At 64.5% G+C, this 19,850-nt stretch carries 20 protein-coding genes; 10 read left to right on the top strand and 10 right to left on the bottom strand.

Annotated elements, in window-relative coordinates; all coding sequences use genetic code 11:
* Positions 1-285 precede the first annotated feature (285 nt).
* The gene (locus EN874_RS31745) at positions 286-1,566 is read right to left on the bottom strand and encodes an amidohydrolase family protein (RefSeq protein WP_127428799.1); all 1,281 of its coding nucleotides are present in this window, start codon (positions 1,564-1,566) and stop codon (positions 286-288) included.
* Positions 1,567-1,877: 311 nt separating this feature from the next.
* Here EN874_RS31745 and EN874_RS31740 point away from each other — a divergent pair, with 311 nt between their 5' ends.
* Positions 1,878-3,632 (top strand): ABC transporter ATP-binding protein, encoded by a 1,755-nt coding sequence (locus EN874_RS31740; protein WP_127428798.1) that lies wholly within the window; start codon positions 1,878-1,880, stop codon positions 3,630-3,632.
* Between the two features lie 54 nt (positions 3,633-3,686).
* On the top strand, positions 3,687-4,157 hold the full coding sequence (locus tag EN874_RS31735; RefSeq protein WP_127428797.1) for a hypothetical protein: 471 nt from the start codon (positions 3,687-3,689) through the stop codon (positions 4,155-4,157).
* Positions 4,158-4,211: 54 nt separating this feature from the next.
* Here the strand turns inward: EN874_RS31735 and ilvD are convergent, their stop codons facing one another.
* On the bottom strand, positions 4,212-6,056 hold the full coding sequence (ilvD, locus tag EN874_RS31730) for a dihydroxy-acid dehydratase (protein WP_126086148.1): 1,845 nt from the start codon (positions 6,054-6,056) through the stop codon (positions 4,212-4,214).
* Between the two features lie 183 nt (positions 6,057-6,239).
* Here ilvD and EN874_RS31725 point away from each other — a divergent pair, with 183 nt between their 5' ends.
* The 3 genes from EN874_RS31725 (at position 6,240) to EN874_RS31715 (ending at position 7,722) form a co-directional block, all read left to right on the top strand.
* Positions 6,240-6,584 carry a metalloregulator ArsR/SmtB family transcription factor gene (locus EN874_RS31725; RefSeq protein ID WP_126086149.1) on the top strand — a complete coding sequence of 115 codons (345 nt, stop codon included), beginning with the start codon at positions 6,240-6,242 and terminating at the stop codon, positions 6,582-6,584.
* A gap of 106 nt (positions 6,585-6,690) precedes the next feature.
* Positions 6,691-7,218 carry an SRPBCC family protein gene (locus EN874_RS31720; RefSeq protein WP_127428796.1) on the top strand — a complete coding sequence of 176 codons (528 nt, stop codon included), beginning with the start codon at positions 6,691-6,693 and terminating at the stop codon, positions 7,216-7,218.
* Positions 7,219-7,251: 33 nt separating this feature from the next.
* The gene (locus tag EN874_RS31715; RefSeq protein ID WP_127428795.1) at positions 7,252-7,722 is read left to right on the top strand and encodes a VOC family protein; all 471 of its coding nucleotides are present in this window, start codon (positions 7,252-7,254) and stop codon (positions 7,720-7,722) included.
* Positions 7,723-7,831: 109 nt separating this feature from the next.
* On the opposite strand, the gene EN874_RS31710 is transcribed toward EN874_RS31715, so the two are convergent.
* The 5 genes from EN874_RS31710 to EN874_RS31690 form a co-directional block, all read right to left on the bottom strand.
* Entirely contained in the window at positions 7,832-9,424 is a 1,593-nt protein-coding gene (locus EN874_RS31710; RefSeq protein WP_127428794.1) for a peptide chain release factor 3, read from the bottom strand.
* Between the two features lie 97 nt (positions 9,425-9,521).
* Positions 9,522-10,451 (bottom strand): haloalkane dehalogenase, encoded by a 930-nt coding sequence (locus tag EN874_RS31705; RefSeq protein WP_127428793.1) that lies wholly within the window; start codon positions 10,449-10,451, stop codon positions 9,522-9,524.
* Positions 10,448-11,044, bottom strand: coding sequence for a TetR/AcrR family transcriptional regulator (locus EN874_RS31700; protein ID WP_127428792.1), 597 nt, complete (start codon positions 11,042-11,044; stop codon positions 10,448-10,450). The genes EN874_RS31705 and EN874_RS31700 overlap by 4 nt, the downstream gene beginning before the upstream one ends.
* Positions 11,045-11,270: 226 nt before the next feature.
* Positions 11,271-11,630, bottom strand: a complete 360-nt coding sequence (locus EN874_RS31695; RefSeq protein WP_127428791.1) for a DUF1127 domain-containing protein — start codon at positions 11,628-11,630, stop codon at positions 11,271-11,273.
* A gap of 13 nt (positions 11,631-11,643) precedes the next feature.
* Positions 11,644-11,925, bottom strand: a complete 282-nt coding sequence (locus EN874_RS31690) for a DUF4242 domain-containing protein (RefSeq protein WP_127428790.1) — start codon at positions 11,923-11,925, stop codon at positions 11,644-11,646.
* Positions 11,926-12,131: 206 nt separating this feature from the next.
* Here EN874_RS31690 and EN874_RS31685 point away from each other — a divergent pair, with 206 nt between their 5' ends.
* Together EN874_RS31685 and EN874_RS31680 are read left to right on the top strand one after the other, a co-directional pair.
* Complete coding sequence (locus EN874_RS31685; protein ID WP_127428789.1) at positions 12,132-13,946, top strand: winged helix-turn-helix domain-containing protein; 1,815 nt, start codon at positions 12,132-12,134, stop codon at positions 13,944-13,946.
* 68 nt (positions 13,947-14,014) lie between these two features.
* The gene (locus EN874_RS31680; protein ID WP_127428788.1) at positions 14,015-15,088 is read left to right on the top strand and encodes an FAD-binding oxidoreductase; all 1,074 of its coding nucleotides are present in this window, start codon (positions 14,015-14,017) and stop codon (positions 15,086-15,088) included.
* On the opposite strand, the gene EN874_RS31675 is transcribed toward EN874_RS31680, so the two are convergent.
* The 3 genes from EN874_RS31675 to EN874_RS31665 form a co-directional block, all read right to left on the bottom strand.
* A complete protein-coding gene (locus EN874_RS31675) occupies positions 15,082-16,455 on the bottom strand; it encodes an amidase (RefSeq protein ID WP_127428787.1) in 1,374 nt (457 codons plus the stop codon). The genes EN874_RS31680 and EN874_RS31675 overlap by 7 nt on opposite strands.
* A 193-nt stretch (positions 16,456-16,648) precedes the next feature.
* The gene (locus tag EN874_RS31670; RefSeq protein WP_127428786.1) at positions 16,649-17,446 is read right to left on the bottom strand and encodes a class II glutamine amidotransferase; all 798 of its coding nucleotides are present in this window, start codon (positions 17,444-17,446) and stop codon (positions 16,649-16,651) included.
* 16 nt (positions 17,447-17,462) lie between these two features.
* The gene (locus EN874_RS31665; protein WP_127428785.1) at positions 17,463-17,717 is read right to left on the bottom strand and encodes a DUF6356 family protein; all 255 of its coding nucleotides are present in this window, start codon (positions 17,715-17,717) and stop codon (positions 17,463-17,465) included.
* A 116-nt stretch (positions 17,718-17,833) separates the two neighbouring features.
* Between EN874_RS31665 and EN874_RS31660 the strand changes: the two genes are divergently transcribed.
* From EN874_RS31660 to EN874_RS31650, 3 genes are all read left to right on the top strand, one after another.
* The gene (locus EN874_RS31660) at positions 17,834-18,304 is read left to right on the top strand and encodes an Lrp/AsnC family transcriptional regulator (protein ID WP_127428784.1); all 471 of its coding nucleotides are present in this window, start codon (positions 17,834-17,836) and stop codon (positions 18,302-18,304) included.
* A gap of 84 nt (positions 18,305-18,388) precedes the next feature.
* Positions 18,389-18,874, top strand: coding sequence for a dUTP diphosphatase (gene dut / locus EN874_RS31655; protein WP_127428783.1), 486 nt, complete (start codon positions 18,389-18,391; stop codon positions 18,872-18,874).
* Positions 18,874-19,533, top strand: a complete 660-nt coding sequence (locus EN874_RS31650; RefSeq protein ID WP_168247692.1) for an HAD family phosphatase — start codon at positions 18,874-18,876, stop codon at positions 19,531-19,533. The genes dut and EN874_RS31650 overlap by 1 nt, the downstream gene beginning before the upstream one ends.
* Positions 19,534-19,850: the final 317 nt, after the last annotated feature.

The raw sequence follows: 19,850 nt of genomic DNA, 5'->3' as shown, positions 1-19,850 counted from the left end.
CGCCAGATCGTCGCCTCTCTGCTCGCAGCGATCTTTACGCAACCGCCCTTGGCAGCCCTGCGCCAAAATCTCCATGCCTTGCGGCATCGCTGGCGCGAGCCACCTCGAAAGCGCAAGTTTCAGTCCATGCCAACGCTATCTTAGCGCGTATGCCCTTGTGGGGGAGATGGCCGGCAGGCCAGAGGGGGGCGCGAAGGAACGCTGCAAATCTCACGTTGCGCGCCGCGTTCTTCGACCTTGTAGCGGCTTTACGCGTCGCTTCGTTCCCTGCTCCACGCGGAGACACTAAGCAGACTTATGCCTTCGGTTGACGCTCTCCGGCCGGCCGGCGATCGAGAGCCGCGTCTCCTGCTTCGTTCGCTCGGCCACGACCTTGCCCCTGGCGATGACGCAGAGACGCTCGGGGCGCAGGCGGACCGCCTCGATCGGATTTCCGGCGTCGAGCACGACGAGGCTGGCGCGCTTGTCAACCGCCAGCCCGAGGTGGTCGAGGCCCATGATGGCGGCATTGACGTTGGTGACCATGTCGAAGCAGCGCGCCATGTCGGCCGGGCTCGACATCTGGGCGACATGCAGGCCCATGAAGGCGACGTCGAGCATGTCGGCGGTGCCCAGCGAATACCAGGGATCGAGCACGCAATCCTGGCCCCAGCCGACACGGATGCCGAGCGCCATCATCTCCTTCACCCGGGTCAGGCCGCGCCGCTTCGGAAAGGTGTCGTGGCGGCCCTGCAGCATGATGTTGATCAGCGGATTGGGGATCGCCGAGACGCCGGCCTCGGCGATCAGCGGCAAAAGCTTCGAGACATAGTAATTGTCCATGGAATGCATTGAGGTGAGGTGCGAGCCGGCCACCCTGCCCTGCAGGCCGAGGCGCTGCGTTTCGTAGGCGAGCTGCTCGATATGGCGCGACAGCGGGTCGTCGGTCTCGTCGCAATGCATATCGACCATCAGACCGCGCCTGGCGGCGATCTCGCAAAGCTCCGTCACCGAGCGCGTGCCGTCGGCCATGGTGCGCTCGAAATGCGGGATGCCGCCGACAATGTCGACGCCGATATCGAGCGCGCGGATGGTGTTTTCGCGCGCCGTCGGCGAGCGGTAGAGCCCGTCCTGCGGAAAGGCGACCAATTGCAGATCGATGTAGGGCGCGACCGTTTTCTTCACGTCGAGCAGGGCTTCCACGGCGAGCAGGCGATCGTCGCAGACATCGACATGGCTGCGGATGGCAAGCAGGCCCATCGACACAGCCCAGTCGCAATAGGCGAGCGCCCGGTCGCGCACGGCCTCATGCGTCAACAGCGGCTTCAATTCGCCCCAGAGCGCGATGCCTTCGAGCAGCGTGCCGGAAGCGTTGATGCGCGGAATGCCGTAGGAGAGCGTGGCATCCATGTGGAAGTGCGGATCGACGAAGGGCGGCGAGACGAGATTGCCGCGCGCGTCAACCTCGCTCCGGGCCGAGCCCTGCAGTTTGGGCTCGATCGCGGCAATGGTCTCGCCCATGATGCCAATGTCGGCAATCCGGCCGTCCGGCAGCGTGCCGCCGCGCACGATGAGGTCGAAATCCATCTGTCGTCATCCCTCTCTAGAACCGGCCGTCGTCGTGGCCGAAAAGACCGCAGCCGTTTCCTTGTCTTGACGGCGCATGGTTCCATCCGGCGGCAACTCGCTCTATAAGCCGCCTCTCGCCTTCGTGGCGAATCCGAAATTCGCTCAGAGACTGTTTGGAAATCATACTCCGGCGGCCATCTGATGGCGTTTTCTGCGCTTCCGTTGCTCACGGACGAAATGTCCGCTGCCTACGGTTCTCGAAAACACCACCAAATGACTCGCCAGGGCGAATTTCGAAACGGTCTCTAGCCAGGCATGGGATCGGCCTTTTGTTTCGTTTCTTCCGTTCGACGGAGAACCAGCGCCTCGTCGCGAGGCTGGTGAAGGAATCTTTCCAGGAGCACAAATTCGGCTATGGCGCGGCCATTGTGTCGATGCTGGTGGTGGCCGCCATGACGGGCGCCAGCGCCTGGATCCTGCGTGAGATCACTAACGAGTTCGTCGTCTACAAGAGGCTCGACCGCGTCAATCTGATCGCCGCGGCGGTCGCCGCGATCTTCGTCCTCAAGGGCATCGCGAACTTCGTCCAGGCCTATTTCATGAGCCGCGTCGGCAACGCGATCATCGCCGACCGACAGCGCAAGATCTATGACCGGATCCTGGCGCAAGGCATCGAGTTCTACCACTCGACCTCGTCGTCCGACCTGATCACCCGCATGACCAACAACGCGCAGGCCGCGCGCAGCGTGCTCGACCTCGTCGTCACATCCTATGTGCGCGATCTGGTGACCTTGGTCGTGCTGGTGGTGGTGATGGTCTGGCAGCAGCCGGCGCTGTCCCTGATCTGCTTCGTCGTCGGACCGGTGGCAGTCTACGGCGTCAACCGCATCCTGAAACGTGTCCGACAGATCGCCAAGATGGAATTCCGCTCGCTCGGGCAGATCGTGCATGTCATGCAGGAAACGGCGATCGGCGTGCGCGTCGTCAAATCCTTCAATCTCGAAGGCGCGATGCGCAAGCGCATGTACAAGGCTGTCTCCGATGTCGAGAACCGCGCCAACAACATCGCCACGCTGGAAGCAGCCACCAGTCCGGTCATGGAGACGCTTGCCGGTCTGGCGATCGCCGGCGCTGTCTTCGTCAGCGGCTTCCTGGTGCTGGAAGGCGGCCAGATGCCCGGCAACATCATGGCCTTCATCGCGGCGCTGCTGCTCGCCTATGAGCCGGCAAAGCGCCTGGCGCGCGTGCGCATTTCGCTGGAGACCGGCATCGTCGGCGTGCGCATGATGTTCCAGCTCGCCGACCGGCCGCTGACGCTCGCCGAGAAGCCCAATGCCAAGCCGTTGCAACCGGGCCCGGGCGAAATCCGGTTCGACGATGTCAGCTTCGCTTATCCGGAGAGCCCGCCGGTGTTCGAAGGCTTCGACCTGACGCTCAAGGCCGGCAAGATGACGGCGCTGGTCGGGCCTTCCGGCAGCGGCAAGTCGACGATCCTCAACCTGATCATGCGCATGTACGACCCGCAAAGCGGCAAGGTGGAATTCGACGGCCAGGACATCTCCTTCGCCACGCTCGATTCGCTCAGGCAGAAGATCGCCTATGTCAGCCAGGATACTTTCCTGTTTGCCGGCACGATCATGCACAACATCCGCCTCGGCCGTGAGAATGCGACCGACGCGGACGTGATCGCCGCCGCCAAGGCCGCCAATGCGCACGACTTCATCAGCGCCATGGCCAAGGGCTATGAGACGGAGGTTGGCGAGAACGGCTCGCTGCTCTCCGGCGGCCAGCGCCAGCGCATCTCGATCGCGCGCGCCATGCTGCGCAATGCCGAGATCCTGCTGCTGGACGAGGCGACCAGCGCGCTGGACGCCGAGTCGGAAGCGCTGTTCCGTGACGCGCTGCAACAGCTCACGGTCGGACGCACGACGATCGTGATCGCGCACCGCCTCTCGACGGTACACCAGGCCGATACGATCGTGGTGCTGGAGAGCGGCAAGGTGCGGGAAAGCGGCCCGCACAAGACGCTGCTCAAGCAGGGCGGGCTCTATCAGAAGCTTTATGAATATCAGCTGATGCCATAACGGAGTGCGATTGTGCGCGCTGCACGGCTCATTTCCTTTCTACGATCCACCTTGTTGGGCACCCATGCCATGCAATCTGCGGCCATGGCCCTCGACTACGACAAGGCGCATCACCTCGACGCGGAGAACCTGGGCGAGCAAGGAATAGCGAAGGCCTATCGTGAGGTTTTGCCCGAGCTTCGACGGTATCTGAAGAACCCGGCCGCGATCGAGGACAGCATCGACACATACGCTCCCCGATATGCCGTGCGCGCAGCCGGACAGGAGTACGTGATATACGCCCCGGACGTTTCGGACAGCGAGGGCAGAAGCTGGGGTACGGCCACCTATGTGTTCTTCAAGATCATCAACGACCAGCTCGCCGGTTCGGACGTGCGCTTCTATGCGCTGAACGGCGGAAATGATCTTTTCGGCATCTTCCTGACGCCACAGCAAGCGGAAGGCGCAAAACGATCGCTGCCAACCCGAACGGATTGGCCCTATCTCCCGGATGCGGAATGGCCCTCGTACGGCCAGCACCATTAGCCTGGGATGCTTCGTCGGCTCGCGGAACCAGCGAAGCGCTTTGTCTCTCGCGACTCACTCCGGCACTTTCCGCACCGCGCCCTTGTCGGCGCTGGTGGCGAAGGCGGCGTAGGCGCGGAGCGCCGTCGTCACCTTGCGCTTGCGCTTTTCCGTCGGCTTCCAGGCATCCGGGCCCTTGGCCGCCATTGCCTTGCGACGCGCGTCGAGCTCGGCCTCGCTGACAGCGAGGTGGATCTTGCGGTTGGGGATGTCGATCTCGATCGTATCGCCTTCCTGGACCAGGCCGATCAGGCCACCCTCGGCCGCCTCGGGCGAGACATGGCCGATCGACAGACCCGAGGTGCCGCCGGAAAACCGGCCGTCGGTGATCAGCGCGCAGGCTTTGCCGAGGCCTTTCGACTTCAGATAGCTGGTCGGATAGAGCATTTCCTGCATGCCGGGGCCGCCGCGCGGTCCCTCATAGCGGATGACGACGATGTCGCCGGCCTTGATCTCGTTGCCGAGGATCGCCTTGACGGAAGCGTCCTGGCTTTCGAAGACGCGGGCCGGGCCGGTGAACTTCAGGATCGACTCGTCGACGCCGGCGGTTTTCACGATGCAGCCGTCGAGCGCCAGGTTGCCCTTGAGCACGGCGAGGCCGCCATCCTTCGAGAACGGCGTCTTTGCCGAGCGGATGACACCCGTCTCGCGGTTCGTGTCGAGCTCGTCCCAGCGGCGGTCCTGGCTGAAGGCGACCTGCGTCGGCACGCCGCCTGGCGCGGCGCGGAAGAACTCGCGCACGTTCTCGGCGGAGGTGCGGGCGATGTCCCAATGGTCGAGCGCTTCGCCGAGCGTTGCCGTGTGGACGGTCGGCAGGTCGCGGTTGATCAGGCCCGCCTCGTCCAATTGGCCGAGGATGGCCATGATGCCGCCGGCGCGGTGGACGTCCTCCATGTGCACGTCGGATTTGGCCGGCGCCACCTTGCAGAGCACCGGCACCTTGCGTGACAGCCGGTCGATGTTCTCCATGGTGAAGTCGACCTCGCCTTCGTGCGCGGCGGCGAGGATGTGCAGCACCGTGTTGGTCGAGCCGCCCATGGCGATGTCGAGCGCCATGGCGTTCTCGAAGGCGCCCTTGGAAGCGATGCTGCGCGGCAGCGCGCTGTCGTCCTCCTGCTCGTAATAGCGCTGGGCGAGATCGACGATCAGATGGCCGGCCTCGACGAACAGGCGCTTGCGGTCGGCGTGGGTAGCGAGCGTCGAGCCATTGCCCGGCAGCGAGAGGCCGAGCGCCTCGGTCAGGCAGTTCATCGAATTGGCGGTGAACATGCCGGAGCAGGAGCCGCAGGTCGGGCAGGCCGAGCGCTCGATGACCTTGACGTCCTCGTCGGAGACGCGGTCGTCGGCGGCGGCGACCATGGCGTCGACCAGGTCGAGCGCCTGCGCCTTGCCGGCCAGCACCACCTTGCCTGCCTCCATCGGACCGCCGGAGACGAAGACGGTCGGGATGTTGAGGCGCAGCGAGGCCATCAGCATGCCGGGCGTGATCTTGTCGCAGTTGGAGATGCAGACCATGGCGTCGGCGCAATGCGCATTGACCATGTATTCGACGGAATCGGCGATCAGCTCGCGCGATGGCAGCGAATAGAGCATGCCGTCGTGGCCCATGGCGATGCCGTCATCGACGGCGATGGTGTTGAATTCCTTGGCGACGCCGCCGGCCTTCTCGATCTCGCGAGCGACCAGCTGGCCAAGGTCCTTCAGATGGACATGGCCCGGCACGAACTGGGTAAAGGAGTTGACGACGGCGATGATCGGCTTGCCGAAATCCGAATCCTTCATGCCGGTGGCGCGCCACAGGCCGCGGGCGCCGGCCATGTTGCGGCCATGGGTGGTGGTGCGGGAACGATAGGCAGGCATCGGATTGTCCTTGCTGGCTGGCCGCGCCAAGCGCGGCGCGGCGGCGCTGAATTTCAGTCGGCAGCGGTTATAGCGGCCAAGGTCCGGCCTTGCCACAGTTTTGCACTGCGCCAGGAATCTGGTTGACCAGCGATGGCGATTTGTATATAGCCATTTAGGTATATATCTAATTGGCTATCCATAATGAATCAGCTCGACGCCACTTTTGCCGCGCTTTCCGACCCGACGCGGCGCGCCATCCTTGCCCGGCTTATCGACGGCGAGGCCTCGGTGATGGAACTGGCGGAGCCGTTCGCGATGAGCCAGCCGTCGATCTCGAAACACCTCAAGGTGCTCGAGAATGCGGGACTGATCTCGCGCGGCCGTGATGCCCAGCGCCGTCCGTGCCGGCTCGAAGCGAAACCCCTGGCCGAGGCCACGGAATGGCTGGAGCGCTACCGCAAGATCTGGGAAGGCAATTTCCAGCGGCTCGATGCGCTGCTCGGTGCCCTGCAAGCAAAGAAGAACCCCGGCGAGGCGGAACAATAGGCAAAGCCGGGCACATTCGGCCTATCGGAAAAGTCGCAGCCCGTGTCGGATCGAGGCCCGACCGAGCGTCCTTGGGTCCAGGAAACGCAAGCGGAAGAGGACATCGATGATTACGACGAAACTGCCGGGCCCAACCGTGGCATCGCTGACCGTGACAACCCCCGGCGATCGCGAGGTCCGGATAACCCGCACATTCGACGCGCCGCGGCCGATGGTGTTCGACTGCTGGACCATTCCGGAACTGCTCAAGGGCTGGCTGCATGGCCCGGATGGCTGGCGGCTCGAGATTTGCGAGATCGACCTCAAGGTGGGCGGCACGGCGCGCTATGTCTGGCGCCACCGCGACGGGCAGGCAATGGGCATGAGCGCCATCTATCGCGAGATCGAGCGGCCGAGACTGATCGTCGCCACGGAGCTGTTCGACGAAGACTGGACCGGCGGCGAGACGCTGGGGACGGTTGTGTTCACCGAGGTCAACGGCAAGACGCTGCTGACGCAGACGATCCTCTATGCTTCGCAGGCGGCGCGCGACGGCGCGCTTGGCACCGGCATGACCAGCGGCATTGCCGACAGCTATGCCCAGCTCGATGCCCGTCTTGCGTCCCTCGAGCATGGCGCCAAGGGCGCCGCCTGATCCCTTTCACGACAGAGCACGAAGGAGAAAACGATGCAGAAGATCACGACTTTCCTGTGGTTCGACGGTCAGGCCGAAGAGGCGATGAACCATTACATTTCGATCTTCCAGAATGCGAAGACGCTGAGTGTGACGCGCTGGCCGAAGGGCCACCCTCAGGAGGGCCAGGTGCTGGTCGCTTCGTTCGAGCTCGACGGCGTGCCATTCCTGGCGCTGAACGGCGGCCCGCAATACAAGTTCACCGAGGCGATCTCGCTGTCGATCGATTGCAAGACGCAGGCCGAGGTCGACCATTTCTGGGCAAGGCTTACCGAAGGCGGCGGCGAGCCCGGCCCTTGCGGCTGGCTGAAGGACAAGTTCGGCGTGTCCTGGCAGGTGGTGCCGGAACAATTGCCGCGGCTGCTTCAGGATCCCGACCGGGCCAAGGCAGGCCGCGTCATGGACGCGATGATGAAGATGGGCAAGATCGAGATCGGTAAGCTGGAAGCGGCGGCGAAGGGGTGAGAATTAGTGAGTAGTGAGTAGTGAATGGTGAATGGTGAGAGTAGCCGCTCTTTCCCAACTACTACTCACTACTCACTACTCACTATTCACTATTCACCATTCACCAGAATCACGCTGCCTTGTCGCGGACCTGGTAGTCCTTGACCGCCGTGAAGCGGATCGCCTTCCAGCGCTCGGCTTCGTAGTTGAGCGAGAAGGCGTGCTGGGCGAGGAAGACCGGATCGTTGTCGAGGTCGCGGGCGATGTCGCCGCGATGGCCTTCGATGAAGCGCTGCACCTCCGCCTTGTCGTCGGCCGCGATCCAGCGGCAGACGGAAAAGCGTGACATCTCGAAATCCACGGGCAGCGTGTATTCGATGTTCAGCCGCTCCTTCAGCACATCGAGCTGCAGCGCGCCGACGACGCCGACGATCGCCGGCGAGCCGTCCTCCGGCGAGAACAGCTGCACGACGCCTTCCTCGGCCATCTGGTGCAGCGCCTCTTTCAGCTTCTTGGCCTTCATCGCATCGCCAAGGCGGACACGGCGCAGGATTTCCGGCGCGAAGTTCGGCACGCCGCGGAACAGGATCTCCTCGCCCTCGGTCAATGTGTCGCCGATGCGCAGCGTGCCGTGATTGGGGATGCCGACGACATCGCCGGCGAAGGCCTCGTCTGCGGTGACGCGGGTGCGGGCAAAGAAGAATTGCGGCGCCGACAGGCTCATCGGCTTGCCGGTGCGCACCAGCTTGGCCTTCATGCCGCGCTCCAGCTTTCCCGAGCAGACGCGCACGAAGGCGATGCGGTCGCGGTGGTTCGGGTCCATATTGGCCTGGATCTTGAAGACGAAGGAGGTCATCTTCTCCTCGGTCGCCTCGACCGTCCGCTCATCGGCTTCCTGCGCGCGCGGCGGCGGCCCAAAGGCGCCGAGCGCCTCGATCAGGTCGCGTACGCCGTAATTGCGCAGCGCCGAGCCGAAATAGACCGGCGTCAGGTGACCCTCGCGGAAGGCGTCGACGTCGAGCGGCCGGCAAGCCTCGCGCGCGAGCTCCAGTTCCTCGATGAAGTCGTTGCGCTCGTTTTCCGGCAAAAGCCCGGCGACGCGGTTGGAATCCGGACCATGGACCGGCGTGCGCTCCTTCTCGTCGTCGCTCCGGCGCACGGCGTTCTGCGCCAGGTGATAGGTGCCGGAGAAAGTCTTGCCGCGGCCGATCGGCCAGGTGACGGGTGCCGTGTCCAGCGCCAGCTTCTGCTCGATCTCGTCGAGGATCTCGAACGGATCGCGGCTCTCGCGGTCCATCTTGTTGACGAAGGTGATGATCGGGATGTCGCGCAGCCGGCAGACCTCGAACAGCTTCAGGGTGCGCGGCTCGATGCCCTTAGCGGCGTCGATGACCATGACGGCCGAGTCCACCGCCGACAGCGTGCGGTAGGTGTCGTCGGCGAAATCCTCGTGGCCGGGCGTGTCCAAGAGGTTGAAGACGTTGTCGTCATATTCGAAGGTCATCACCGAGGTGACGACCGAGATGCCGCGCTCGCGCTCGATCTTCATCCAGTCCGACCGGGTCTGGATGCGGTCCTTCTTGGCCTTGACCTCGCCGGCAAGCTGGATGGCGCCGCCGAACAGAAGCAGCTTTTCGGTGAGCGTCGTCTTGCCGGCGTCGGGGTGCGCGATGATCGCGAAGGTGCGACGGCGCGATACCTCTTCAGGGATGGTTTCGGGCATATCTTTTAAGGTGTTCCATGTGACAGGCGGCGCTTCTACCAGCGCCGCGCCGGCCTGTCGACATGGGCGGCAAATGCCTTGCGCGCGCGCCTCCGGTTCAGCCCGGCCCGGCCAGGCTTTCCGCGCGCGCAATCTCCGGCAGCCAGCCGGCAATCGCCTTGCCGATCGCGTCGGGGTGGTCTTCCTGCAGATAATGGGCGCCTGGCCCCAGGTTGATGAACCGGCAGTTCTTCAGCCCGGCGCCGAACTGCTCAGCAGCCTGCGGCGAAATCAGCGCGCCGGGATCGCCCGCGAACAGCAGTTTTGGATAAGAGGAAAGCCGCAGCGCGCGGTGGTCGTGTTCGCTGGTCGCGGCGACGTCGGCCGGCTGGCCTTCGATCGGCAGTTCGCGCGGCAGGCGCAGTGCCGGCCTGCGCGATTGCGGCGTCGGGAACGGCGCCCTGTAGACAGCCATCTCGTCTTCGCTCATCGCCCGCAGGACGGATGCCGGCAGGATTTTTTCGACGAAGACATTGTCCTCCAGGACCAGTTTTTCGCCGGCGCCCGGCGTGCGCAGCGCCTTGAAGAGCTCGCGCGCCTGTGGACGCTGGTGGAAGTCCTCCCAGCGCTCGAAAGGCCGGATGAATTCCATGAAGGCCAGGCCGAGAACACGCTGCGGCCGGCGTGCCGCAAAATGGAACGCCAGCGCGGTGCCCCAATCCTGGGCGACGATCACCAGGTCCTTGAGATCGAGCGCCTCGATGAAGGCGTCGAGATAGCGAACCTGATCGAAGAAGCGATAGTCGATATCGGGCTTGCCCGACTGGCCGTAGCCGATCAGATCCGGCGCGATGCAGCGGCCGAACGGCGCGACGTGCGGGATGATGTTGCGCCAGATGTAGGAGGAGGTCGGATTGCCGTGCAGGAACAGGACGGTGGGGCCGGCGCCGCCGGCTTCCAGATAGGACATGGTGGAATCGAGCACGGCCACGCGTGGACGTCGCAACACGTCCGCGCCGGCTTGCTGTCCGTCGGTTTTCGAAATCATCGTACTGTTTCCTTCCCAAACACGGTGCTGAAGATGATTTTCTTGAACCGATCGAGCGGTTCGGGGCTGCGCTCGACCTTCATGCGCAGCATGGCGCCCTGCCAGGACGACAAAAGGAAATCGGCGAGGTCCTCGGCATCGAAAGCCCTGGTGATCTCGCCCGCCGCCTGGCCCTCGGCGATGCAGGCCGCGAAGGGCTGGCGCCAGCGCTCGAAGATGGCGACCAGCCTGAACCGCAGCGGCTCGCTGTGCACAGCTGTTTCCAGGCTGAGATTGCCGATCATGCAGCCACGCGCCCAGTCATGCGCCTCGAGCTTCGAGGTGATGATATCGAGATAGCGGCGCAGCCTGCCGACGGGCGGCGTACCGTCACGCGCCAAGGCATTCTCGACCAGGCCGCTGACATAGGCGAAGTAGCGCTCCACCACCTCGCCGGCAAACTCTTCCTTTGAGGCAAAGTGGTTGGTGAAGGAGCCCGGCCGGGCACCGGCCGCGGCGACGATGTCGCGCACGCCGGCCGCCGAGTAGCCTGAATTCCATATCGTCTGGAAGCCAGCGTCGAGGAGATTTTCGCGGAGTGATTGTCTAGCCATGGCAATATAATACGTACGTACGTATTAGTGTCAAGCCCTTGGGTTTGTGCTGGCGAAGGGTTGCAGCAAATGCAGCGGGACTCATCGCGGCACATGGCGAACAGCGTGGCGACGCGCGTCATCAAGCGCCGTCGTTAATCGGCGTGGCGGCTTGACATCGCGGCTAAAGCGGGCGCGCCCTGGAACCGTGGAATCTGCCAATGGCGAAGATCTCCCGTCCCCCAGTTCACGCACCACCGTCCTCCTTGCGGCCGAACCGCGTGATCGACCATATCTGCGCCCGCTCGATGCCGATGTCGCGCAGCAGATAGTCCGGCAAGTCGTCCAGCGTGGCCCGGTCCCTGCGGATCCGGACGATGCGCGCAAGCAGATCTCCGCCGGAATGGCTGATTTCGACGACCGCGGTGAAGAAGCGCCCCAGCGCGGAGCGGTTGGTCGTGAGCTCCTGTCCAAGGGTAGTCATGGTTGCATCTCCCTCTGTTCGAATGATGAAAATTGGGAGGGCCAGCGTTGGCCCTCCCACGCGGTTTGGCCGACAGAAGATCAGGATCGATCGCACGCGCAGCTCGCCTGCGAAGCGCTTCACGATCCATCTCCCATCAGGCGGTGGCAGAGGCCGTCGTCGGATCGAACCGGCGCTTCACCTGCGTGATCTTGGTTGCCGGGAAGCCGCTCATCTTGGCGTGGCGTTGGATGATCGCCTCGTCCTTGGCGAGGTAGACGCAGAAGGTCTTGTCGTCCGCCACGAAGGATTCCACCCACTGGATGTCCGGGCCGAGCTCGGCGAGGACGGCGTTCGAGGCCTTGGAGGCGTCGCGAAGCTGCTCGCGCTCGAAGGTGCCGACCTTGGGGATTTCCCGTTCGATGATGTATTTCTGCATTTCGCAATCTCCTTGATCTGAGGTTCAAATGTCCCCCGGACGCTCGACCAGGTCGGTGCCGGTGACATCCCCGGCGCAGCTGAGCTAAACTGCAGCCTGGCTCGCCGGGCAGATGGAGAATTGCGCAGGCGGCGGCCAACAGTCCTTACGCCGGCCTTATCTTCTTCTGATCCTTTGCCTATTGCCGTTACGGGGGGTAGCTGCCGATGGGAATTCACTGCTTCGGCGACTTCGAGCTGAACGAGGGCTCCCGCGCCCTTCGTCTCGCCGGAAAGGAGATCGAGGTGCAGCCCCTGGTCTTCGATTTCCTCGCCATTCTGCTGCGGCACCAGGACCGGGCCATGAGCAAGGACGAATTGCTTGAAACGCTGTGGCCCGGCGTGACGGTTACCGAAGCTTCCTTGCAGCGCGTGGCGAGCCTGGCTCGCGGCATTCTTCGGCAGGGCGGCATGGAGACGGCGCTGCGCAACCTGCCGCGCTTCGGCTACCGCATTTGCCTCGATCAACCAGCCGTCTTGGAAACCAAATCAGCTCCGGTCGCAGCGGGGAGCAAGCCGTCGAGCTCTGGCTCAGCAATCCTGTCCGCTCGCGCGGCGCTCGCGGCGAGGAAATGGCAAGATGCCGCGGCCGCTTTCACCGAAGCGGACGCCGCCGGCGAGTTGCTGACGGCCGATCTCGAGGAATGGTCGCTGGCGCTGGAATGCATGGGGCAACCGGCTGAAGCCATTCCATTCCTGACCCGCGCGGTAACGGAATATGGCGTGTCCGGCGAGCGCCTGCGCGCGGCGTCCCCGGCAGTCACGCTTGCCCGGATCCATCTGGAGAGGGGCGAGCTCGCCGTCGCCAAGGGCTGGCATAAGCGCGCCGCGCAGCTGATCGACAGCGCCACCGGCAGCCGGGAACACGGCCTGTGGTGCTGGATGGGAGCGCGTCTTATGGGCGCGGAAGCAGAACCCGAGCAGGCGCTTGCATTTGCCGAGCAGGCCTTCAAAGTCGGCAAACATCTCGAAGACCCGGTCGTGGAATCGCTCGGCCTGATCTATCGCGGCTTCTTCAAGCTTTGCCTCGGGGAAACCAAATCCGGCCAGGAGGACCAGGATTTCGCCGCCGCGCTCGGCCTTTCAAGCGACATAGACCCGGTTGTCGGCGGCATCCTCTATTGCAACATCCTTTGGTCCTGCAGGAACTTCGGCGACTGGGCGAGGGCCAACCAATGGACCTCCGGCTACGAAACCTGGTGTAAAGGACACGGGCTGGAGAACCTGTCGGGATCGTGCCGGCTGCATCGGGCCGAGGTGCTCGGCATCCACGGCACGCTTAAGGAAGCGGAGGCACTGGTGCGCGCGGCTCTCGACCAGCTGGCTCTCGATGCGCCCTGGGCGACGGGCGATGCCTTGCGGGTTCTGGGCGACATCCATCTTGCTGCCGGAAATTTCGCCGAAGCAGAAACAGCCTACCGCGCGTCGCACGCAGCAGGATGGGATCCGCAGCCCGGCCTCGCCCTGCTGCAGCTCGAACAGGGGCAGGCGGAGGCCGCTTTCAGTGCGCTTGAGCGATCCCTGGTCGGCAATGGCTGGCCGACGCTGCAGCGGCGCGGCCTCGTACTTGCCACACTTGCCAAAGTGGCGGCACATACCGATCGGCTGGAGCGCGCGAGAGAAGTCATTGCCGAACTGGAGAACGAGCCGCTGCGCTGGCCGATGGCTTCCATCCGGGCACTGACCGCGCAGGCCAAGGCAGAGCTTTTCATGCGCGAGAATCGCTTGGCCGAGGCCGCGCGGGAGCTGCAGCTTGCATGTTCGTGCTGGACCGAAATCGGCTCCCCGATCAATGTCGCCGACGCGAGGCTGTCGCTGGCTGCGCTCCTCATTCAACTCGGCGATCGGATCGGTGCGGAGCTGGAGCTCGGCAGCGTTGTGGCGGTCGCAACGAAAGTAGATTCACCTCGTCTCATGCGGCGATGCGAAGAACTGAAGGACCTGCTTTCGGACACGCCTAAGACAGCAGTTGGCGGTGCGTAGAAATCTTCCCGCTTGAGGCCGAGCCGGCGCGATGGCATGTCGAGGGAAATCTGCCTCAAAGGTCCAGCATGAGCAGCGCAAAACAAGTCATCGTCGTCGGCGCCGGCATCATCGGCGCGTCGATCGGCCGATATCTGACGAAGGCCGGCGCGCGGGTGACGGTCGTTTCAACAAGTGGCGCCGGCGGCGTCGCGACGCCCAATTCCTTCGCTTGGATCAACGCCAGCTTGGGCAACCCGGAAACATATTTCCGGCTGCGCATCCGCGCCATGGCCGAGTGGAAGAGATTGGCCAACGAACTGCCGGGATTGCCGCTCGCCTGGTGCGGCGGCCTGTGCTTCGACCTGCCGGCGGACAGGCTTGAAGCCTATGCGACTGAACACTCATCCTGGGGCTATGGCATCGAGCGCGTCGATCGGGACCGGGCGGCGCGGATCGAGCCCAATCTGGCGGAGCTTCCGGACTTTGCCCTCTACGTTGCCGAGGAAGGCGTGGTCGAGCCGGTGGCGGCCACCAAGGCGCTGCTGGCGGATGCCGAGCGGCGCGGCGCGCGGATCGTCCCGGGGACTGTCAGCGCGCTGGCGCAGTCGGGCGGCAAAGTCACCGGCGTCGTCGTTTCGGGCGAAACCATCGGCGCGGACGAGGTGGTGATCGCTGCCGGCGCCGGCGCTCCGGCGATCGTCGCGACGGCCGGCGTAAAACTGCCGATCGGGACCCCGCCTGGCCTGATCGTGCACTCGCGCCCGCACAAGAGGCTGCTTAACGGGCTGGTGCTGGCCGAGACGCTGCATATGCGGCAGACTGCGGAAGGCCGCATCATCGCCGGTTCGGATTTCGGCGGCGGCGATCCGGGCGATGATCCCGAGGCCGCCGCGCGCGAGCTGCTTACAGCGATGCGGGCGATGCTGCGCGGCGCCGATGGGCTGGAGTACGATTTCCATACAGTCGGCTACAGGCCCACCCCAATCGACGGGTTTCCGATCGTCAGCCGCGCCGACGGCGTCGGCGGCCTCTACATCGCCGTCACGCATTCCGGCATCACGCTGGCGCCCGCCGTCGGGCTGTTTGCCGCCAACGAAATCCTCGACGGCGAGCGCGATGCGTTGCTCGCGCCTTACACGCTGTCGCGTTTCGCTCAATAACCCGGCGGGCGGCGAAAGCCGCCGGCGAGCGGCGCGATCGCTGCCGCGATGCCGAGCAGCCGCGCCTCTGACCAATGCCGCCCGACCAATTGCAGGCCGATGGGCAAGCCGTTGCTGTCCTGCCCGCAAGGGAACGCCAGCGCCGGATGGCCGGAATAGTTGAAGACCGCGCCACAGGCCGGCAGCATCCAATAGCTCTCGTCCTTGCCGTTGACCTTCAACGGGCTGCCCGGCTTGCAATGCGCAAAGGCCGTGGTCATCGCAACCGGGCAAAGCAAGGCGTCGCAGCTTTCGAAGAAGCTCTCCCAGGCGAGGATCGACCGGTCGCGGCGGGCGAGCGCCGAGAACCAGCCCGACACCGGCGTCGGCTGCTTCGGCGGTTCCGGCTGCGCCGCCTCCAGCATCATGCCGATCAGCTTGCCGCCCTCTGCGAGATCGTCATGCAGATCGAGCTTCGGCAGCCTTGCTTCCTCGACGCGCGCGCCCGCGGCAGCGATCCCGGCAGCCAATCTTTCGACCGTGACGCCGATCTCGGCGGCCACCGGAAAACCGGGGAAGGCACTGACGAAGGCAATGCGCAGCGATTTCAGCCCGAGCTTCGGCATCGGATCAACCGGCATCGATGCCAGATCGGTGTCGGCTCCGTCTGGCCCGGCAATGACTTGGTGGATCAGCGCCAGGTCTTCCAGATCACGGGCAATCGGCCCGACACTGGACATCAAGCGGACACTGCGCGGGTTGCCGCCCGGATCGGGGAAGGCGCCGGCCAGCGAGACGCGATGCTCGGTCGGCTTCAGGCCGTAGACGCCGCAAAAGGCGGCCGGCAGGCGGATCGAGTCCTGCATGTCGGTGCCGATTTCGAACGGCGTCATGCCTGTCGCAACCGCGGCCGCGGCGCCGCCGCTGGAACCGCCCGCGGTGCGCGACGGATTCCAGGGATTGCCGGTGCGGCCGAACACTGGATTGTCGGACTGCCAGTCGCCCAGCATGGTGGCGACATTGGTCTTGCCGACCAGTACAGCGCCGGCCGCTCTCAGCCGGGCGACGACGGGGCTGTCGCTCCTCGGCACATAATCGGCAAAGGGCGGGAAGCCGACCGTGGTCCTGATGCCTGCCGTCTCGTGCGCATCCTTCAAGGTGAAGGGCACGCCATGGAGCGAGCCGGGCGTGTCGCCGCGCGCCAGCGCCGCATCGGCCTGCCTGGCGCGCTTGCGCGCGCCCTCCCGATCGAGGATGACGACGGCATTGATCGCTTCGTTGTGTCTATCAATCCGGGCGAGGTGCGCATCGAGCGCCTCGACCGCCGAGATTTTTCGCGTGGCGATCGAAGCGGCGAGTTCGGTGGTCGAGGCGAAGGCGATATCCATCGTGAATGCTCCGGCTTGGCCGCGCCAAGCATGAAATGGCGGATCGGTGCGCGTCTTCAAGCCAAGTTCAGCATTCAAGTCCGGGTGGCGCTTGACCGAAATTGCGCTGGCGAGGTCTGTGAGGTCAGCGCTCTGCCGCGCACTTCTGTCCCGCGACCCAAAGCGCGTCGGATCATTCAGGTCCGCTCCATGCTTAGATGGCGAGTGCCAGGTTCGCCGCAGCCGGCGCGAAGGGACGGATCGCCATGCCACCGCCGGTCATGGTGACGAAGCTCGCCGGCGGAATTGCCTGCCACTCGCCACCGTCGCGGTCGAACGGCTCGGACACCACGCAGCGGCCGCCATTGCGGTAGACGGAGGTGTAGAGCGTCGGCGCATGGTCATCGGTGGCGTAGCGCACGGCATGGAGCGCCTGGCCGTCCGAGAAGGCGGCGGTCAGCTTGAGCGAGGGCTCGATACCGGCTTGGCGCGAAGCCTCGATGACGCGGCTGGTGGCGCGCGACACCGCGCCCTGCGGGTCGGCCGACAGGCCCTCGTCGATCATCAGGAGGAACAAGAGCTCGGAATCGGTGGTGCCCTCGCGCTGGTCGAAGACTTCGTCGCAGAGCGAATTCTCAAGCGCGCGGCGGATCTTCTCGAAGCCGCCGATCTGGCCGTTGTGCATGAACGACCAGCGGCCGGAGATGAAGGGATGGCAGTTCATCCGGCTGGTGGCGCCGCCCGTCGAGGCGCGTACATGGGCGAGGAACAGGCCGGACTTGATCTGCCGGCAGAGGCTTTTCAGATTGGGATCGGACCAGGCCGGCAGGATGTCGCGATAGAGGCCGGGCTCGGGCCGGTCGCCATACCAGGCAAGGCCAAAACCGTCGCCATTGGTGGGCGACTTCGCCTCCTGGGCGCAGTGGCTCTGGGCGATCAGCGAGTGGCAGGGCGCGGTGATGATGTCTTCGAGGAAGACCGCTTCACCAAGGTAGGCCGCCCACCGGCACATCGCATTCCACCATCTATCAGGCGCGATCCATCAGAGCCTTAGGCTCCTTGACCGCATGCGAGCCTCGATTGTGCGTGCGCTCATAAAGCTCGCGAACGATTCGGCTGGCCGTAGTTTCGAACAGAAACGGCAAGAAAGCGTGAACGAGGGCGGCGCCGGCAGCCATCGACAGACGGGAACAGAACCAGGCGGCAAAGGCCATATGGCCGAAATAGGTCTCGCCGACCTTGGCCGGATGAGACGTGAAGAGAGCCGAAAACCGTGTCGTCATGGTGATCCCTCCTGCCGGGATGAGCCCCGATGTTGAGTATCCTGCCACGCGTCGAGGGTTCATCGATCCCAATTTGTCCTTGCAGTCGGCTATCTTTTGGGACATTCATCCCAAGAATGACGTTCAACATCGACGAAATTGATCGAAGATTGCTGGCCGAGCTCCAGCGTGACGGCACGCTTTCCGTCGACCAGTTGTCAGAGCGCGTGGCGCTGTCGCGCAACGCCTGCTGGCGGCGCGTCAAGCGGCTGGAGGAGGACGGCGTCATCACCGGGCGCGTAGCGCTGGTCGATGCCGACAAGCTCGGGCTCGGCCTCTCGGTGTTCATCCTGATCCGCACGTCGAACCACGACCCGGACTGGCTGCAGAAATTCCGCGCGGCGGTGACCGGCTTTGCCGAGATCACCGGCGTCTACCGCATGTCGGGCGACCTCGACTATGTGCTGAGGGCCCGCGTCGCCGACGTCAAAGCCTATGACCGGCTCTACCAGCGGCTGATCGCCAAGGTGCCGCTGTCGGACGTCTCGGCTTCCTTCGTGATGGAGGAGATCAAGGAGACGACCGTGGTTCCGGTGGAGCTGCGCTGACGCGGAACCGCCTTGAAAGAAAGGCGTTGATAGCTCTGCTGCCGGGTTGACTGAATCGGCACTCGCGCCGATAGGAGTGGGCTCATGCGCACAGCTGTCTATCCTTCCTCCGTCATCGGCCCCACCGTCGGTTTCGTCAGGCTTCCGCATGGCGAGGGCTTGCCATTGCCTGCCTATGAAAGCGCGGGCGCCGCCGGCATGGACCTGCGCGCCGCCGTGCCGGAAGACCGGCCGCTGCTCATCCTGCCGGGAAAGCGCGCGCTGGTGCCGACAGGGCTGGTCCTTGAAATTCCGGAAGGCATGGAAGGCCAGGTCCGGCCGCGTTCCGGCCTCGCCTTCAAGCATGGGCTGACCGTCCTCAACACGCCCGGCACAATCGACAGCGATTATCGCGGCGAGGTGAAGGTGCTGCTCGTCAATCTCGGCGACGAGGATTTCGCGGTGACGCGCGGCGTGCGCATCGCGCAAATCGTCTTTGCCCCGGTGACGCAGGTAGCCAGCGAGGAACGGGCGCTCGCCGGCGGCACGGCGCGCGGCTCCGGCGGGTTCGGGTCGACCGGCACGGCCTGATGTCAGCACCGAAGTTGGTCATCTTCGACTGCGACGGGGTTCTGGTCGATACCGAGAACCTTGCCAACCGGCGTCTGGCCGATTGGCTGACAGCCGCCGGTTTCCGAACCACATTCAAATATTGCCGCAAGAACTTCTCCGGCCGCAGCATGGCCTCGGTGCAGAAGGAGATCGAAGCAGCGACCGATGTCCGGCTCGGGTCCGACTTCGTCGATCGCTGGAACGCCGGGCTGCCGGACCTGTTCGCGCATGGCGTCGAGGCAATCCCTTACGTGCGCGATTTCATCGAGAAGGTGCGAGCCGCCGGCATCGCCTACTGCGTCGCCTCCTCGGCGCGGATCTCGAAGATGCACATCACGCTCGGGCGGACCGGGCTGTTGCCGCTGTTCGAGCACGCCATGTTCTCGTCGACCATGGTTGGGCGCGGCAAGCCGTTCCCCGACCTCTTCCTCCACGCGGCCGCGACGATGAGCTTCGCGGCCGCCGACTGCATCGTGATCGAGGACAGCGTCGCCGGCACCGAGGCAGGCATAGCTGCCGGCATGCGCGTGTTCTCCTACCACGCCGATCCTTTCTCCGATCGCGATGGTCTGGCCGCGGCCGGCGGCATCCTGTTCGACGACATGCGCGAGCTCGCCGGGCTGGTGCCGATCCACTGATCTGATTTTCGACCCTGCCGTGCGCTTCCAAGGTCCGTGCCAAAGCGCGTCGCTATCTTTCAGATTCGCTCCATGCGCCTAAGCTTTTTGATTTTAAGCATGTCTTTGTCCCGAAACCGGTTCCCAGTTTCGGGAGACATGCTTTAGCGTGCGTCCCCTTGCGGGCATACGCGCTAAGATAGCGTTGGCTTGGACTGAAACTTGCGCTTTCGAGGTGGCTCGCGCCAGCGATGCCGCAAGGCATGGAGATTTTGGCGCAGGGCTGCCAAGGGCGGTTGCGTAAAGATCGCTGCGAGCAGAGAGGCGACGATCTGGCG

This window comes from Mesorhizobium sp. M1D.F.Ca.ET.231.01.1.1 (assembly GCF_003999155.2).
GTDB lineage: Bacteria > Pseudomonadota > Alphaproteobacteria > Rhizobiales > Rhizobiaceae > Mesorhizobium.
This window is presented reverse-complemented; position numbering and strand designations above follow the sequence as displayed.

What these genes read in the sequence shown, in the direction of transcription:
- EN874_RS31745 (WP_127428799.1), bottom strand. Translation starts at nt 1,566, where the DNA reads ATGGATTTCGACCTCATCGTGCGCGGCGGCACGCTGCCGGACGGCCGG.
- ilvD (WP_126086148.1), bottom strand. Translation starts at nt 6,056, where the DNA reads ATGCCTGCCTATCGTTCCCGCACCACCACCCATGGCCGCAACATGGCC.
- EN874_RS31725 (WP_126086149.1), top strand. Translation starts at nt 6,240, where the DNA reads ATGAATCAGCTCGACGCCACTTTTGCCGCGCTTTCCGACCCGACGCGG.
- EN874_RS31720 (WP_127428796.1), top strand. Translation starts at nt 6,691, where the DNA reads ATGATTACGACGAAACTGCCGGGCCCAACCGTGGCATCGCTGACCGTG.
- EN874_RS31715 (WP_127428795.1), top strand. Translation starts at nt 7,252, where the DNA reads ATGCAGAAGATCACGACTTTCCTGTGGTTCGACGGTCAGGCCGAAGAG.
- EN874_RS31710 (WP_127428794.1), bottom strand. Translation starts at nt 9,424, where the DNA reads ATGCCCGAAACCATCCCTGAAGAGGTATCGCGCCGTCGCACCTTCGCG.
- EN874_RS31705 (WP_127428793.1), bottom strand. Translation starts at nt 10,451, where the DNA reads ATGATTTCGAAAACCGACGGACAGCAAGCCGGCGCGGACGTGTTGCGA.
- EN874_RS31700 (WP_127428792.1), bottom strand. Translation starts at nt 11,044, where the DNA reads ATGGCTAGACAATCACTCCGCGAAAATCTCCTCGACGCTGGCTTCCAG.
- EN874_RS31690 (WP_127428790.1), bottom strand. Translation starts at nt 11,925, where the DNA reads ATGCAGAAATACATCATCGAACGGGAAATCCCCAAGGTCGGCACCTTC.
- EN874_RS31685 (WP_127428789.1), top strand. Translation starts at nt 12,132, where the DNA reads ATGGGAATTCACTGCTTCGGCGACTTCGAGCTGAACGAGGGCTCCCGC.
- EN874_RS31680 (WP_127428788.1), top strand. Translation starts at nt 14,015, where the DNA reads ATGAGCAGCGCAAAACAAGTCATCGTCGTCGGCGCCGGCATCATCGGC.
- EN874_RS31675 (WP_127428787.1), bottom strand. Translation starts at nt 16,455, where the DNA reads ATGGATATCGCCTTCGCCTCGACCACCGAACTCGCCGCTTCGATCGCC.
- EN874_RS31670 (WP_127428786.1), bottom strand. Translation starts at nt 17,446, where the DNA reads ATGTGCCGGTGGGCGGCCTACCTTGGTGAAGCGGTCTTCCTCGAAGAC.
- EN874_RS31665 (WP_127428785.1), bottom strand. Translation starts at nt 17,717, where the DNA reads ATGACGACACGGTTTTCGGCTCTCTTCACGTCTCATCCGGCCAAGGTC.
- EN874_RS31660 (WP_127428784.1), top strand. Translation starts at nt 17,834, where the DNA reads ATGACGTTCAACATCGACGAAATTGATCGAAGATTGCTGGCCGAGCTC.
- dut (WP_127428783.1), top strand. Translation starts at nt 18,389, where the DNA reads ATGCGCACAGCTGTCTATCCTTCCTCCGTCATCGGCCCCACCGTCGGT.
- EN874_RS31650 (WP_168247692.1), top strand. Translation starts at nt 18,874, where the DNA reads ATGTCAGCACCGAAGTTGGTCATCTTCGACTGCGACGGGGTTCTGGTC.